Origin of the sequence: Dokdonia ponticola (assembly GCF_042653865.1) — a bacterium.
GTDB classification, from domain to species: Bacteria; Bacteroidota; Bacteroidia; order Flavobacteriales; family Flavobacteriaceae; genus Dokdonia; species Dokdonia ponticola.
This window is the reverse complement of sequence record NZ_JBHSFV010000002.1, coordinates 217,778-234,737: the sequence shown is the minus strand read 5'-3', so window position 1 is coordinate 234,737 and position 16,960 is coordinate 217,778. Positions and strand designations below refer to the sequence as shown.

Here is a 16,960-nt window from a genome sequence, read left to right as displayed (position 1 = left end):
TAATGTAGGTATAAAATTAAGATGCAAAAATACAGTTAATTTTTTTGGGTACCCTAGCTATTTAGTATATTTGAATACCCTACTAAAAGGACAAAATAAAAGCTATGGCGATTACAATTCTTGGAGATAAGGAATTTGAAAAAGTCCCTTCCATAAAGAACAAAGTATTAAGAATAAATCTTAATGACAACATCTACGGTACATTTGCCGAAATAGGTGCAGGACAAGAAACCGTACGTCACTTCTTTAGAGCTGGTGGCGCAAGTGGTACGATTGCAAAAGCAATGAGTGCCTATGATAAAGATTTTAGTGACGCCATCTACGGAGTAGAAGATGATGGACGCTATGTGACTGAAAAACGTCTCAAAAAGATGCTGACCCACGAGATGCAACTTATCGAGGATCGAATCTCACGCTACAAAGAGCCTAATAAAATCTTCTTTTCCTATGCAAACACAGTGGCTACCATTGATTTTGCTAAAAAATTTAAAGGACATGGTTGGGTAGGTATTAAATTTCAAATTACACCCGAAGGGGAGTTTAATGAAATTATTTTGCATGTTCGTTTTCACGAAAATGATGCAAGACTCCAACAACTTACGCTTGGAACATTAGGTGTAAACCTTATTTATGGTGCTTTTTATAAACATGATAATCCAAAACAATTACTCAAATATCTGTACGATCACATTGATAAAGATCAAATAGAAATAGATACGATTAACTTCTCCGGACCTCAATTTGATGGCGTAGACAACCGTTTAATGAGTTTACAGCTGGTTAAAAACGGAATGACAGAGGCGGTTATGTTTGATCCTAATGGAAATAACATCTTACCAGCAGCTATTCTGTACAAAAAGAATGTACTTGCTCTACGTGGTAGTTTTAGACCTGTAACTAAGGTGAACATGGATATGTATGAGAAATCACTCGCCATGTTTTTAGAAGCAAACCGTGTCAACGAAAAGAAAACAGAAGTCATCTTTGAAATCACCCTTTCCAACTTACGGGCTGAGGGCGAAATAGATGAAGAAGATTTTATGGCGAGAGCACGCCTGCTTTGTTCTTTAGGACAAACAGTAATGATCTCAAACTTTAAAGAATACTATAAAGTAGTCGAGTACTTCTCCAACTATACTAAAGAGCGTATGGGACTTGTGATGGGAGTAAACAACCTTATTGATGTCTTTGATGCTGGATATTACCGTCATTTAAGTGGAGGGATTCTGGAAGCGTTTGGAAAACTATTCTTCAAGGATCTAAAAGTATACTTGTACCCAATGAAAGATCCTAAAACAGGAGAATTAACCACAAGTGAAAATCTAAAAGTACACCCACGTATGAAAGAACTCTATAAGTTCTTTAAATACAACGGTAAAGTGGTCGATATTGAAAACTTTGACCCGTCTATCTCAGGTATTTTCTCAAGAGAAGTCTTACGTATGATCCACGATGGTGAAGAAGGCTGGGAAGATTTACTACCCGAAGGAATTGCTGAAATGATCAAATCGCGTGAGCAGTTTGGCTATGAAGGCATTGCGTATGACCAGCAAAAATAAATCATAAAAAAAGCTCCCAATGGGAGCTTTTTTTATGATTTATTTATAAACTATAGCAATTGCGCTGCGTGATCTTTGGTCTTCACCTTGTCAATCACTTCGGTAACAATCCCTTGTTCATCAACTTTAAAGGTTTTACGGTGGATGCCATCATATTCTTTCCCCATAAATTTCTTTAATCCCCAAACGCCAAAAGCATTAATCACACTATGATCTTCATCAGCTAGTAATTGAAAAGGGAATTCGTATTTGGTGGCAAAATTCTTCTGGCGCTTTTCTGAATCGGCACTTACTCCTAAAAGTGTATATCCCTGATCTTGCAATGCTTGATAATTATCTCTTAGATTACAAGCCTCTGCAGTACAACCAGGTGTAGAGGCTTTTGGGTAAAAGAAAACAATTAGTTTCTTTCCTGCAAAGTCAGAAAGAGAAACGGTATTTCCATCTTGATCTGTGGTTGTAAAATCGGGTACTTTATCCCCTACTTTAAGTGTATTCATTATCTTCGTTTTAAATATGGTTTGACTTTTTTGTCGAACTAATCTTAAAAACACTTGACACTACAGGTCTTGTGTTTTGTTTAATTAATTATATCGCTAAGATAAACAAAATGACCAAGCAAGAAAAAGTAGATTTCGTTATAGATACGTTAAAAGAATTATATCCTCAGATTCCTATTCCATTAGATCATAAAGATCCCTACACCTTATTAATTGCAGTGTTACTGAGCGCACAAAGCACCGATGTACGGGTAAATCAAATTACACCTCTATTATTTGAAGTGGCTGACAATCCGTATGATATGGTAAAATTATCTGTAGAAGAGATTCGAGAGATTATCAAGCCTGTTGGACTTTCACCTATGAAGTCAAAAGGCATCCACGGACTCTCACAAATACTTATTGATAAGTACGACGGAGTGGTGCCTAATGATATTGCGTTGCTAGAAGAGTTTCCTGCGGTAGGACATAAAACAGCTAGTGTAGTAGTATCACAAGCCTTTGGAACACCAGCATTTCCAGTAGATACCCATATTCATAGATTGTTATATCGCTGGGGGTTTACCAACGGAAAAAATGTAGTGCAAACTGAAAAAGATGCCAAACGCTTATTCCCTGAGCATGTATGGAATGACCTACATTTACAGATCATTTGGTATGGCCGTCAATACTCTCCTGCCCGTGGTTGGGATCTCGAAAAAGATATCATTACTAAAACCATCGGTCGTAAGACAGTGATTAATGACTATTACAAAGCACTAGAAAAACGAAATAAAAAGAAAAAATAAGAAGTCTCTAAAAAGAGGTTGTAAAAGAAAATCATCTATTTGAATCAGTCGATATCACAAATACATTTTATGAGATGAAAAAAAGAATACTACTTATATATGTACTGACATTCCAATGTATTGTATTTGCTCAAAAAAATAAAAAATATACCTCGTTTGAAGAGGCGTTACAAGTTGCTGACAGTGTTACCTGGCTTGACCTACACTGTTCTGAAATACCAAGTATGACCAAGCAAATCCATAAATTCACGAATTTAGAATCATTATATCTGACAAATTGTGAACTATATAAGCTACCAAAAGGCATAGAGAAAGTTAAAAATTTGAGCCTTTTAAATATTCAAGGAAATCATATCAGTTCGCTACCCGCAAAACTCATTCAATTACAAAAAATCACTGTTGTAAATCTTAGAGAGAATACTTTTAAGGAAATTCCAGAAGTCCTCACAGCGCTTCCCAACTTAAGAGAAATGGATCTATCCTACAATCCAGAACTCAACCTAGACAAATCAATCCGAAGATTATCACATATAAAGAAGTTAGATTTCCTATACTTAAGCGGAAATAACATAACAACCATTCCTTCTGAGATCAGTGCATTACAATCGTTAGAAGAAATTCACCTATCAGAAAATCCATCTATCGACTTTAAGAATATATGTAGTTCCCTGTCTCAAGTGGCTTCTCTAAAAATTCTTGTACTATCTGGCAATGAAATAAGTACCATTCCTTCAGAATTACAACTTCTAAAACAAATCAACGGACTTGTATTAGACAATAACCCCAATATAAATATAGAACAACTAGTAACATATAGCCGTTCTTTGCCTAATCTAAAAGTCATTTTATTGAGAAATGCTCATTTAAGTACACTTCCTAAAAACTTAGCAGGTTTCAACAAATTGGATGTTTTAGAATTGAGTGGTAATACGTTTTCAGTAACTGAACAGGAAAGAATTAAAACGGCATTACCTACTACAAATGTTGTATTCTAACAGCCAAAGGTAAAATAAAAAGAAACATTCAAGGCAAGTATCGAGGGATGAACAACCTTGATCTAAGAGCACTGGACATCAGAACAATTTTTATCCACAACTTAAGTATCTTAGGTATCTCTTGATACTTTTGATTACTTCTACCCTTAAAACATATTTCCTTACAACCTTCTCATTGGCATACTGACGTATTGTATTCACGTAATAACTATTTGCCTAAAATTCCCTTTCCCATAAAATATTTTTCACATCTGTGTATAATTCTATAACATAAATCAAAAATTATGTAACACCATAATAATGTGCAAGTTGCATCTTTGTAACATAATAAAAAGGAAAAGATGTATACTTTCAATGAATATATTCACTCATAAAAAACAAATTTATATATCCAAAGAAATAAAAGTATTGGGAGATAATTGCAATAATTAAGCAAAGACATTCTAATCAAGCTCCTGAAGATTTAGATAGACTTAGAAAACTTGCATCGTTAGAACTGAGTCGGAATACATTTTAAATGTTTAAAAGAGGAAAATCAAAATTATGCTACCCAATATAAATATCATTTTCTAAAAAAACTAAATTGAGTAAAACAAAATGAAACGTTAAAATACTTTAAAATATTGTTAAATACTTTATTATCAATATTTTACAGTCTATTTTTAACGAACATATAGTAATAATAAACCCAAATTATAATTAGTAACCATTAAAATTAAAAAGTCATGTTAAAAACTATTTTAAACGTAAAAGGAGTTCAAGAATTAAGTAGATCACAACAAAAAAACACAAGAGGAGGATTATTGGATCCTAGTGGCAATAATAGTTGTGGAAGCTCGGAAGTATGTCCAGATGGATCTAATGCTGTGTGGTCAAATGAGTGTGAAGGAGGATGTGAATATGGAACTTGTGACTCAGGGTTTCATATTTATAGACCATGTGAAACAACAGGTACAGAGTTTTAAAATTTATTACTCATAAATAGAAAAAGCCCAATCTTGCGATTGGGCTTTTTACAAAGTTTAGTTGATGAGTGCTTCAAACCTCATCGTTTTATAATGCATAACACTTAAAGCCTTCGAATAATTAAGTAGAAACGAAATCGTCTCTGCTTTTGGTTCCAAATTTTCCGCCTGTTTACCCGGCGATGGTTCTGAGTAAATTCTTGACATATACTTGATTTTGGTTAATGGTTATGTCAATAACGCAAAATCTACCCACTTATTATATTAATTTGTTAAAATAATATCGTGCTTATCAATTACCTTACGTAAGTTAATCAATGCGTATCTCATTCTTCCTAAAGCTGTATTGATACTCACTCCTGTTTTTTCAGAAATATCTTTAAAACTCATCTCTTGATATACACGCATGTAAAGCACTTCTTTTTGATCATTTGGAAGTTCTTCTATCAAGCGTCGTACGTCGCACTCTACTTGATCTTTTATTAATTGTTTTTCTGCATTTAAGCAATTGTCACTCAATACAGAAAATATACTGAATTCACCATCGTTATCAAATTTAGGCATACGGTTATTACGTCTAAAATGATCTATAACAAGGTTGTGAGCGATTCGCATCACCCATGGAAGAAATTTTCCTTCTTCGTTGTAGCGACCTCGCTTTAGGGTGTTAATGACTTTAATAAAAGTATCCTGAAAAATATCTTCAGAGACATCTCTATCATATACCTTAGAATAAATAAAACTATAAATACGCTGTTTGTGCCTCGTGATTAAGATTGTTAAAGAGTTCTCGTCTCCTTTGATATAATTACTAACGAGTAGGGCATCGTCTGATAACACTGATTTCATATTACACTTTTGTAGGTTACAATTTAAAAAGGACTAATCCTTTTATTCATCATTTTAAAAAGTAATAATATGCTATAGGCAGAATTTTGTTTTATTGTGTTAACTGTTGTAAATATAATAGTATTATTTCAACATATGCAAAAAAATCTTAGAATTTATTTAAAAAAAATACCTAAACACTAGTATTTTCGGTATGAAACAGAAGTAGTATCTTTGTTTTCAGAAGTAAAAAACACTATGCTAGAAGACATTTCGTTGGTAAATCCGAAAGAGAACATCATTATTAAAGGAGCAAAACTTCACAATCTTAAGAATATTGACGTCGTAATCCCACGTAATAAGTTAGTGGTTATTACAGGACTTTCTGGCTCTGGAAAATCAAGTCTTGCCTTTGACACCTTATATGCAGAAGGGCAACGCCGTTATGTCGAAAGCCTTTCTTCATACGCAAGACAGTTTTTAGGACGCCTAGACAAACCAAAAGTCGATTATATAAAAGGGATTGCACCAGCCATTGCTATCGAGCAAAAAGTAAATTCAACAAATCCAAGATCAACCGTAGGTACTTCGACAGAGATTTATGATTATTTCAAATTACTCTATGCGCGCATCGGTAAAACCATTTCTCCGATTTCTGGTAATCAGGTAAAAAAAGACACTGTAACCGATGTGGTGACCTATGTAAACGCTTTCGCGAAAGCGGAAAAACTCCTCCTCCTCGCTCCTATTTACTTAGAGAAAGGACGAAAATTACAAGACAAACTCAAAGCCCTACAACAACAAGGATACGCAAGAATAAAAGTGAAAGACGACGTCTTGCGGATTGATGCCGTAAAAGATATCAAAAAACTAAAACCAAATGATATTCTTCTAGTCGTTGACCGAATTGTCACCAATCCAGATGATGAAGATTTTAATAATCGGCTTGCAGACGCAGTACAAACGGCTTTTTTTGAAGGAAAAGGAGAATTATATATCGAATCCTTAAATGATCAAAATAGCAAGCATTTTTCAAATACCTTTGCCTTAGACGGAATGACCTTCCTAGAGCCCAATGTGCATTTATTTAGTTTTAATAATCCATACGGTGCCTGTCCTACGTGTGAAGGCTATGGCGATGTTATTGGAATTGATGAAGATCTAGTGATCCCAAATACAGGACTCTCTGTTTTTGAAAACTGTGTATTCCCATGGCGAGGAGAAAGCATGAGTTACTATAGAGATCAATTGGTGAATAACGCCTATAAGTTTGATTTCCCTATCCACAAACCCTATTTTGAGCTTTCAGAAGATCAAAAACAGCTCTTATGGGAGGGCAACGAACATTTTGAGGGAATCAACCAATTTTTTGAATTTTTAGAATCCAAAGCCTACAAAATTCAAAATCGAGTGATGCTCTCTCGGTATCGAGGAAAAACCAAATGTAATACCTGTAAAGGAAAACGCCTTAGACCGGAAGCTACCTACGTAAAAGTAGGAGATAAAAACATTATTGATCTCGTCACACTTCCCTTAAATGAAGTGGCAGATTATTTTAAAAACCTTACGTTAAGCGCCCATGATACCACGATTGCCAAGCGTCTTTTACAAGAAATAAAAAGCCGATTGGAATTCTTATCAAAAGTAGGTTTAGACTATTTAACACTCAACCGTAAATCTAATACCCTTTCGGGGGGAGAATCACAACGTATTAACCTTGCGACTTCCCTAGGAAGTAGTCTTGTAGGTTCTATGTACATTCTTGATGAACCGAGTATAGGACTACATCCAAAAGACACGGAGAAACTGATAGATGTGCTTAAATCACTACGCGATCTCGGGAATACCGTGATAGTTGTTGAGCATGATGAAGATATTATGAAAGCCGCCGATGCGATCATAGACATAGGTCCAGAAGCAGGAACTTTTGGAGGGCATGTAGTCGCCGAAGGAAGCTATGAAGAAATTCTATTAAGTGATTCGCTTACGGCCCAGTACCTAAATGGTACCAAAGAAATTACAGTTCCTCAAAAGCGTAGAACCACCGACTTTTACGTCGATATTATTGGAGCCAGAGAAAATAATCTAAAAAATATTGATGTACGATTTCCTCTTGGAGTATTTACAGCTGTAACAGGTGTATCTGGTAGTGGAAAAAGCACATTGGTGCGAAAAATCCTGTATCCAGCACTATTGAAAGAAATAGGCGGCTACGGTCAAAAAGCAGGACAATTTACAGAGATTAAAGGAAAGTTTAATACCGTAAAAACCGTCGAATTTGTCGATCAAAACCCCATTGGAAGATCCTCTCGATCTAATCCAGTGACGTATATAAAAGCCTATGATGATATTCGTAAACTCTATGAAAATCAGAAGCTCAGTAAAATACGCAACTACAAAACCAAACACTTTTCTTTTAATGTAGATGGAGGTCGATGTGAAACCTGTAAAGGGGAAGGCGAAGTGACCATCGAAATGCAGTTTATGGCAGATGTGCATTTGGAGTGTGAAAACTGTAAAGGAAAACGTTTTAAGAAAGAAGTCTTAGAAGTAACATTCAATGACAAGAACATCGATGATATTCTGACGATGACTATTGATGACGCTGTTGCTTTTTTCTCTGAGCATAACGAAGCCAAAATCACACGTAAACTAAAACCACTTCAGGATGTAGGTTTAGGATATGTGACGCTAGGACAGAGTTCCTCTACCCTATCTGGAGGCGAAGCGCAACGTATTAAACTAGCCTCTTTTCTTGTGAAAGGTATCACCAAAGACAAAGCATTATTTATATTTGATGAGCCTACTACAGGCCTACATTTTCATGATATTAACAAACTTATCGCTTCTTTTGAAGCACTGATTGAAAAAGGACATAGCATTATTGTGGTAGAACATAATATGGACCTTGTAAAATGTGCCGATTATGTAATTGATCTTGGACTTACAGGAGGTAAAAATGGCGGAAACATTATGGCACAAGGAACGCCAGAAGAAGTTGCAAAAGATAAAAAATCATACACAGGGCATTTTTTAAAACAAAAAGTATAGCGCCATCATGGGTTTAAAGAGCTTTATAGAAAAAATAACAAAAGGAGTAAGACCAGAACCTTTTGATACCTCTATATTTAATGATCCTCTGGCAGACATAACCCCGTGGACTCCTCAAGCACGAGGAGGTGCTAGTTTTAAAACTCGTACGCTGAAAAAAGTATCTTCTTCAGAGCTACACTACAAAGGGTCTACTGGTGGCTTGTTGTTTGCACTTGTCTTTACGATCATGCCACTAGTATTTGTTATTGGCTTTTTTGGTAGTGGGTTCTTTGAAGAAAGTGGAGATTTTAAATTCGCTTTCATTTTTTTTCTTATTTTTCCTGTGGTTGGTTTTTATTTACTTTACAGGCATTTCCAACCGATAGTACTAGATAAGAGGAGTGGTTATTTTTATAAAGGTTTTAAAAAACCTGTAAACAGTCTTCAACGTTCTAATAAAAAAAATCAAATCAAATTAAAGACAATTGCTGCTTTGCAAATTATTTCTGAATATGTCAGAACAGACAAGAGTAGCTATACGAGTTACGAACTTAATTTTGTGTTTGAAGATGGAAGCCGTTACAACGTCATTGACCATGCAAAATATGAAGCCGTTCGAGAAGATGCCGCTGTTATATCAGAATTTCTTGGCGTCCCATATTGGGATGCAGTACATCGTGAAACCTATATTCCAAAAAACAAAAAAAGCCTAGTAGACACAGATGCTCCCTATGATTCTACCAAACGACGGTATAGGGATATGTAATTATTGATTAGTGAGACACAGTACACATAAGAAAAGGCAGGTTTTAAAAATCTGCCTTTTCTTATGATTATAATAATAATAGATAAGATTTTACCAAAATTGACAATATCCATTACTACCACAGTACGTGTCTCCTGGACCTATGTATTGCTCTGGACAATAACAATCGGAATTTCTAAAACAGCGTCCAAAGTTGAGTCCACCTTGAATACTTTTTTGTTCAATTTTACTTAAAGTTGTCCCTAAGTTTGTGATGTTTTTTAACATGATTTGAGGTGTTTTAATAGTTAATATTTCAAAAAGGTAATGCTTGTTTTTTAGCTAAAAAACAAATAATACCCTATTTCATACAATTTAGCGAGTTACTTTATACTAATTTTAAATACTCGAAGACAGCTATTTACAAACAAAAGACTAAACTAACGTTTAGCATTCTGGATCTAAAACATCCAATAAAACAGAAAATATACAAAAGGAACTTATAAAATTTGAGAATACAAAAAGTAGGGTATGCGCCTAGATTACAAAACAGTACTAGATATAAGGAGATGCGACATATATAACGTGTGTAATAAAAAAGATTTGGAAGTCATTTTTTGAGCTTTAAAAGCACTAAATTTACAAGAAAAAAGAAAAATTGTACGTGTTGAGTTATTTTGTCATTATTCCGTATTGCCAAGGGAATTTTTGACACAGTTTTCATTGCATACTTTTACGTTAAAGTAAAAACAAAACCTGACCTTTATTTTCATTGACAATACAAAAAAAAGATCAATGATTACTAATAGTTGGGAGTGCGTACACCAATTACAGACCTATGTCAAAACTACCTGAACGCTATGCTTTTTTAGATCTTTCTGATTACGGAAGACCTATCGCAAAAGTCATCGCGTCTTCATTAAAAAATACCCATTTTACTCCTATCCATGTAACAATAGCCTTTATTATTTCTGGAATAATAGGAATTGTTTTTATACTCAATGGACAGTATTGGTGGGCAGGCTTTTTTATCATTTTAAAATCCATTTTGGATGCTGCCGATGGAGAGCTGGCAAGAATGAAAAATACGCCTTCCTATACGGGTCGATATCTAGATTCTGTCTCAGATATTATCCTAAATATGTTCATTTTCGCTGCCATTCATCTCATTACAGATAGCAACATTATATATACCGTAATAGCCTTTTTAGGCCTACAATTACAAGGAACACTTTACAATTATTATTATGTAATACTTCGTAATTCCCTTCAGGGAGACACCACAAGCCGAATCTTTGAGAACGATACGCCTGTCGCTTTAGAAGGAGAAAAACAACGTCATGTGAATATCCTTTTTGCACTCTATAAATTATTGTATAGCACTTTTGACAAAACCATTTATGTGCTTGATAAAAACGCCTCTAAAGGCACTCTATGCCCAAAATGGTTAATGACCGCGATCTCTACGTTTGGTTTAGGATTTCAATTACTCATCATTAGTGTAATGCTCATTGCAGGATTAAAAGAATACATCATTCCATTTTTTATGTGGTATACCCTACTAATTTTTGTTTTTATAGGGATCAGAAGAATGCTCTAGAGCTTCGGAAATCTATATTTGAATGCATTTTGTGAGTACATTTCACACTGTAAATATTCTTGGTACGCTTTCGCGAAAGCGTATGATGCCTTATCTTTAGAGCAAAACCAATCGTATGCGCATTTTAGTTCTCCTACTCTTTAGTCAGTTTTTTGTTGTTGCACAAACCAATACAGAAGTGTATCTCTTTGATATTGTGGTAGAAGGTGACCAACTGGAATTAGCAAATCAACGGAATATCTCAAACAATGATGGCTATGACAATCAACCGTCTTTTTATAATGACAATCAGGTTCTTTTTGCCAGTACCCGCAACCAACAAACGGATATTGTAAGTTATAATGTACGAGATGCCAAAGTAACTTGGATCAATGATACAGGGTTTGGAAGTGAATACTCTCCGACTAAGATTCCGAATCAAAAAGCCATTTCCGCCATCCGATTGGATACTACGGGTTTACAGAGATTATACCAATATGATTTTGAAACAGGAAAAAACAAAGAGTTAATCAAAGACCTCGTCATAGGCTATCACACTTGGTATACCAATGATATACTAGTCTCAGCTGTCCTTGCTGATGGAGGTTTAGATCTAGTCGTATCCAACCTCAAAGACGGTACTAATTACACCCAACAAAAAAAGATAGGGCGGTCGCTTCATAAAATACCAAATTCAGATCTTATCAGTTATATCAGTAAAGAAAATGACATTTGGGAAATAAAATCCATACACCCCATTACAGGAACGACAGCTACTATTATTGAGACCATTCCAGAAGCCGATGATATGTGCTGGCTACTTAATGGTACGATTTTGATGCCCAAAGGCAATACCATTTATGCCTATAATCCAAAAAAAGACACTACTTGGCGTGTCTTTAGAATTTTTAAAGATGCCAATCTAAGCAATATTACTAGAATAGCTACAAATAGCACCTCTAGTCTACTTTCGCTCGTTTCTGACACAGCCTTATAACATTTCTAAAAAACACCGCCTCATAAGATAATCCGTATTCAATGAAAAACACGTTTATACTCCTCCTCTGTATCTGTACAACCTTCAGTTGTAAATTTGATAAAGAATCCAATGAAGACGTTGCTGAAGTATTCTTACCAAAGACAGATCACCAACTTCGACAAGTGCCAAAAGCCATCATCACACCTACTGTAGACGGCATAGCAAATGATCCTGCATGGGAACATATCCCTTGGAATGCATTAGACCAACGATGGCTTGGAGAAACATACACCAAAGAAGACTTTTCAGGACGTTATAAACTCACCTGGACCCCAGAAGCTTTGTACCTACTCGCAGAAATAGAAGATGATGTCTTATACGATCAAAACAAAGACCCGCTTACCCTATGGTGGGATGATGACTGTCTAGAAATTTTTGTCGATGCCGATAATTCTGGTGGAGGGCATCAGTTTACACACAATGCCTTTGCGTATCACGTAGCCCTCGACGGACATGTAGTAGACATTGCACCTGGAGAAGTACCCACCTTGTATGATAACCACATTAAATCTGTTCGCAAAACCACAGGAAATACAACGCTTTGGGAATGTGAAATCTTTGTATATGAAGACACTTACATAGACCATACCGCCAACGAAACAAAAATACTTGCAGCCAACCAAAAATTAGGATTTGCCCTCGCCTATTGTGATAATGATAGTAGTGAGCAGCGCGAAAATTTTATAGGCTCCGTGCCCGTAGAAGGAGACGATAAAAATAGAGGATGGATTGATGCAGGAATCTTTGGCACCATCCAACTCACAGAAAACACCAACGAATAATTTTACCTTACAACTCATCTCAAAAATAAACCCTCATGTCACACAAACTCTATCCCAACGTAAAAAGAACAACTGCATTTGTATGCCTATGCTTTCTTATAGGAGCGGTAAGTCTCTCAGCACAAACAGATACACGCATTTATGATATTATAGATGCCGTTTCTGCTGATAGAATTAAGAACGACGTAAAAACACTCACCAATTTTGGAACACGGCATACCCTGAGTGATACCGTATCTCAAACTCGCGGAATTGGTGCTGCTCGTAGATGGATCAAAGGGCAGTTTGAAGCAACTTCAAAAAACTGTAATGGCTGTTTAGAGGTATTTTACCAAAAAGATTTGGTTGAGAAAGGACGGAATGGTCGGATTGTAAAAGATGTCGAAGTCGTCAATGTAGTCGCCATCCAACGCGGCACCAAGTATCCAAATCGATATATTATCATGAGTGGAGATATTGATAGCCGTGTCACAGACCCTACCGATTATACCTCAGATTCGCCAGGTGCTAATGATAATGCCAGCGGGATGGCAGGAACCATAGAAGCTGCCCGTGTGCTATCAAAATATACCTTTGAGAATAGTATTATTTATGTCGGTCTTTCAGGAGAAGAGCAAGGACTCTTTGGGGGGCAGGGTTTGGCCGCTTTCGCGAAAGCAAATAATTGGGACATCATAGGTATTTTAAACAATGATATGATCGGAAATATCACCGGTGTAGACGGCGTGATCGATAACCGAAGCTTCCGAATCTTTTCAGAACCCGTGCCTCCTACCGAAACGGAGCAACAACGTCGCGCACGTCGTTTTTATGGAGGTGAAGTCGATGGCATCTCACGACAGTTAGCACGATACATTCATAAAAATGTTAAAACCTACATGCCAGAAATGAATCCTATGATGATCTATCGTTTGGATCGTTTTGGTCGTGGCGGACACCATCGCCCTTTTAATGACGCGGGATTTGCAGGCATTCGTATTATGGAAGCGCATGAAAATTATACCCAACAACACCAAGATATCCGTACGGAAAATGGCATCAATTATGGAGATACGTTTGAGCACGTCAACTTTGACTATGCGGCAAAACTCACGGCGGTTAATGCCATTAACTTAGCAAGTATCGCTTGGGCACCCCCTGCACCAGAAACGGTAGGTATTGGTGGTGCGGTACGACCTAACGCAAAATTCACCTGGAGCCCCGTAGAAGGAGCAGTAGCTTATAAAATCTATTGGAGAGATACCACCTCCCCAACTTGGGATAATGCCCGCTTGGTCGGAAACGTCACCGAATACGAACTCGAAGGCATTGTTGTCGACAACTTTTTCTTTGGAATAGCTGCCATTGGAAAAGACGGACACGAAAGTATCGTTGCCTTTCCGAATAGTATTGTTAGGAATTAGTCTTTAAAATCTCAAATTCCAAAAAAAACAAATTCCAAATCTCAAAAAATGTCTAAACCATATAACTTAGAAGAAAGAACATTTTTATTTGCAAAAAATGTAAGAGATCTGGTGTATACATTATCCTATAGCATTCCAAATAAAGAAGATGGAAAACAGGTCACTAGATCATCAGGATCTATTGCTGCAAATTACATTGAGGCAAACGAACATCTAAGTGACAAAGACTTTGATTATAGAATAAAAATTTGTCGTAAAGAAGCAAAAGAGACAGTATTATGGCTTAACCTATTAAATACATCTTTCAATAAAGATTTTGAAAAAAAATGCATTGAATTAGCAAATGAAGCTGGAGAATTAAAAAAAAATATTCTCTGCCATTATTGAAAAAAGAAAAAAAATCAACCTAATCCAACGAATTGAAGATTTTGAGATTATTAGTTTAATTTTTTGTGATTTGTGATTTAAAACTAACTAAAGAAAAACTAATGAAATACCTTTCATTCCTCCTACTATGTACCTCACTAAGTGTCTTCAGTCAGAAATACAGTAGACAAGACACTTTACGGGGTTCTATTACGCCACAAAGAGCTTGGTGGGACCTTAATCATTATGACCTTTCGGTCAATGTGAATCCAGAGGCACAGTTGATCCTCGGAACCAACGTCATGACCTATACTGTACTTGAGGAGGGAGTAGAAGAACTACAAATAGATTTACAGTCTCCTATGGAGCTGAACTTAATTACACAAGATGGTATTCCGTTAGAAGTACGTCATGAAGGAAATGCGCACTTTGTAAAGCTCAAGAAAAAACAAGAAAAAGGAGCGATTAATAAACTGACCATGGGTTTTGAAGGAAAACCTCGAAAAGCTAAAAATGCACCTTGGGACGGAGGATTCTCATGGAAAAAAGATGCAAAAGGACGTCCTTTTATTGCCACGTCCAATCAAGGAATAGGTGCGAGTGTTTGGTGGCCCAATAAAGATCATACCTATGATGAGGTAGATAGTCTCGATATGCATGTCACCGTCCCAAAAGAATTAACTGATGTCTCCAACGGACGCCTTGTAGGAATCGATTCGACGGCAACCACCAAAACCTATCATTGGACAGTCAAAAATCCAATCAACAGTTATGGAGTAAATCTAAACATAGGACACTACACGCATTTTAAAGAAGTATATCAAGGCGAGAAAGGACCACTAGATATGGAGTATTGGGTGATTGAAGAGAATGAAGAAAAAGCAAAAGAACAGTTTAAACAAGCTCCTATGATGATGAAAGCTTTTGAACATTGGTTTGGTCCCTATCCTTTTTATGAAGATAGCTACAAACTTGTAGAAGCACCTTACTTAGGAATGGAACATCAAAGCTCTGTGACGTACGGAAATAAATACGGAAATGGGTATTTAGGGCGTGACTTATCTGGAACAGGATGGGGACTAAAATTTGACTTCATTATTATTCACGAATCTGGACATGAGTGGTTTGCAAATAATATCACCAATAAAGATGTAGCCGATATGTGGATTCATGAAAGCTTTACAAATTATTCTGAAAGTCTGTTTTTAGATTATTATTATGGAAAAGAAGCCGCCGCAGCATATGTAATAGGTACCCGAAAGAACATTCAAAATGATCAACCTATCATAGGCACTTATAACGTTCGCAAAACAGGAAGTGGCAGTGATATGTACTACAAAGGAGGAAACATGTTACACATGCTCCGCACCCTTGTAGAAGATGATGAACTATGGCGAAGTGCTTTAAGAGGTCTAAATACAACCTTCTGTCACCAGACAGTCACCACAAAGCAAGTAGAACACTATTTAAGTAAAAAACTAGGAAAAGATCTAAATGCCTTTTTTGATCAATACCTTCGTACCACAGACATTCCCGTGTTAGAATATCAGAAATTGCGAAATAAAATTACATTTAGATATACCAATGTAGTCAATGGATTTGATATGCCCATACAAATGATCATTAATGATAAGAAAGAATGGATCTATCCTTCTAAACAATGGAGAACCTACAAGGCAGATGATCGCATTAAAGATTTAAAAATCGCAGACGACTTTTATGTAGAATTGCGTAAAATTAATCCGTAGGATATCGTTCCCAACAAAAACGTGTCTCCTTGTATGATTGAAGAAAAAAACACGAGAACTCATCAACTATTATGTGAAAAAATCATTGATTTTCTGGAATCAATTCGGATTCCCGTGGTCAAAGAAACCCTCCCTAAGGACACCTTTCTACCTGGGCTACGCCTTCAAGGAGGAAGTATTTTAATGGACCCAGCACAATTACAATATCCTGGTGATCTATTACATGAAGCTGGACATATAGCTGTTACAGAAGAAGCATTACGCCCTTTGATAGGAACAGAAAATATGGATCCAGAGTGGCCTTCAAGTGGTGATGAAATTGCAACGATTCTTTGGTCTTTTGCCGCTGCACGACACCTAGAGCTTGATCTCCATGTTGTTTTTCACGCAAGTGGATATAAAAATGATTCCGAGTGGATTATCGAACAATTCAATAATCATATTTATACAGGCTTACCCCTTTTGGAATGGATGTCTTTGTGTACCAAAGAAGAATTCCCACTCATGAGAAAATGGCTTCGGTAGGCTACTATAGGCTCTTTTAAAAGTAGCTGTTTTTTTGTAATGTTCGCAATTATACGCTTTCGCGAAAGCGGACACCACAATTTTTATATCTTTATAGATTTAGGT

Annotated in this window: 15 protein-coding genes; 13 read left to right on the top strand and 2 right to left on the bottom strand. The window is 36.2% G+C overall.

The window, feature by feature from the left end; all coding sequences use genetic code 11:
* Positions 1-104 precede the first annotated feature (104 nt).
* A complete protein-coding gene (locus ACFO3O_RS05065) occupies positions 105-1,559 on the top strand; it encodes a TonB-dependent receptor (RefSeq protein ID WP_379977460.1) in 1,455 nt (484 codons plus the stop codon).
* Between the two features lie 50 nt (positions 1,560-1,609).
* Here ACFO3O_RS05065 and bcp read toward each other — a convergent pair whose 3' ends face one another.
* Positions 1,610-2,059, bottom strand: coding sequence for a thioredoxin-dependent thiol peroxidase (gene bcp / locus ACFO3O_RS05060; RefSeq protein WP_379977459.1), 450 nt, complete (start codon positions 2,057-2,059; stop codon positions 1,610-1,612).
* A 110-nt stretch (positions 2,060-2,169) separates the two neighbouring features.
* Between bcp and ACFO3O_RS05055 the strand changes: the two genes are divergently transcribed.
* The 3 genes from ACFO3O_RS05055 (at position 2,170) to ACFO3O_RS05045 (ending at position 4,807) form a co-directional block, all read left to right on the top strand.
* Positions 2,170-2,847: an endonuclease III domain-containing protein gene (locus ACFO3O_RS05055; RefSeq protein WP_379977458.1), complete on the top strand. Its 678-nt coding sequence runs from the start codon at positions 2,170-2,172 to the stop codon at positions 2,845-2,847.
* Between the two features lie 74 nt (positions 2,848-2,921).
* The gene (locus tag ACFO3O_RS05050; protein WP_379977457.1) at positions 2,922-3,842 is read left to right on the top strand and encodes a leucine-rich repeat domain-containing protein; all 921 of its coding nucleotides are present in this window, start codon (positions 2,922-2,924) and stop codon (positions 3,840-3,842) included.
* A gap of 725 nt (positions 3,843-4,567) precedes the next feature.
* Positions 4,568-4,807 (top strand): hypothetical protein, encoded by a 240-nt coding sequence (locus ACFO3O_RS05045; RefSeq protein ID WP_379977456.1) that lies wholly within the window; start codon positions 4,568-4,570, stop codon positions 4,805-4,807.
* A gap of 264 nt (positions 4,808-5,071) precedes the next feature.
* On the opposite strand, the gene ACFO3O_RS05040 is transcribed toward ACFO3O_RS05045, so the two are convergent.
* On the bottom strand, positions 5,072-5,656 hold the full coding sequence (locus tag ACFO3O_RS05040) for an RNA polymerase sigma factor (RefSeq protein WP_379977455.1): 585 nt from the start codon (positions 5,654-5,656) through the stop codon (positions 5,072-5,074).
* Between the two features lie 237 nt (positions 5,657-5,893).
* Between ACFO3O_RS05040 and uvrA the strand changes: the two genes are divergently transcribed.
* From uvrA to ACFO3O_RS04995, 9 genes are all read left to right on the top strand, one after another.
* On the top strand, positions 5,894-8,686 hold the full coding sequence (uvrA, locus tag ACFO3O_RS05035) for an excinuclease ABC subunit UvrA (RefSeq protein WP_379977454.1): 2,793 nt from the start codon (positions 5,894-5,896) through the stop codon (positions 8,684-8,686).
* A gap of 7 nt (positions 8,687-8,693) precedes the next feature.
* Positions 8,694-9,434, top strand: a complete 741-nt coding sequence (locus ACFO3O_RS05030; protein WP_379977453.1) for a hypothetical protein — start codon at positions 8,694-8,696, stop codon at positions 9,432-9,434.
* An 817-nt stretch (positions 9,435-10,251) separates the two neighbouring features.
* Positions 10,252-11,013 (top strand): CDP-alcohol phosphatidyltransferase family protein, encoded by a 762-nt coding sequence (locus ACFO3O_RS05025; RefSeq protein ID WP_379977452.1) that lies wholly within the window; start codon positions 10,252-10,254, stop codon positions 11,011-11,013.
* Positions 11,014-11,128: 115 nt separating this feature from the next.
* Complete coding sequence (locus ACFO3O_RS05020; RefSeq protein WP_379977451.1) at positions 11,129-11,989, top strand: TolB-like translocation protein; 861 nt, start codon at positions 11,129-11,131, stop codon at positions 11,987-11,989.
* Positions 11,990-12,030: 41 nt separating this feature from the next.
* Positions 12,031-12,813, top strand: a complete 783-nt coding sequence (locus tag ACFO3O_RS05015; RefSeq protein WP_379977450.1) for a sugar-binding protein — start codon at positions 12,031-12,033, stop codon at positions 12,811-12,813.
* A gap of 35 nt (positions 12,814-12,848) precedes the next feature.
* Complete coding sequence (locus ACFO3O_RS05010) at positions 12,849-14,216, top strand: M28 family peptidase (protein WP_379977449.1); 1,368 nt, start codon at positions 12,849-12,851, stop codon at positions 14,214-14,216.
* A gap of 48 nt (positions 14,217-14,264) precedes the next feature.
* On the top strand, positions 14,265-14,603 hold the full coding sequence (locus ACFO3O_RS05005) for a four helix bundle protein (protein WP_379977448.1): 339 nt from the start codon (positions 14,265-14,267) through the stop codon (positions 14,601-14,603).
* Positions 14,604-14,704: 101 nt separating this feature from the next.
* Complete coding sequence (locus ACFO3O_RS05000; RefSeq protein WP_379977447.1) at positions 14,705-16,330, top strand: M1 family metallopeptidase; 1,626 nt, start codon at positions 14,705-14,707, stop codon at positions 16,328-16,330.
* A gap of 33 nt (positions 16,331-16,363) precedes the next feature.
* The gene (locus ACFO3O_RS04995; RefSeq protein ID WP_379977446.1) at positions 16,364-16,855 is read left to right on the top strand and encodes a hypothetical protein; all 492 of its coding nucleotides are present in this window, start codon (positions 16,364-16,366) and stop codon (positions 16,853-16,855) included.
* The last annotated feature ends 105 nt before the right edge of the window (positions 16,856-16,960 follow it).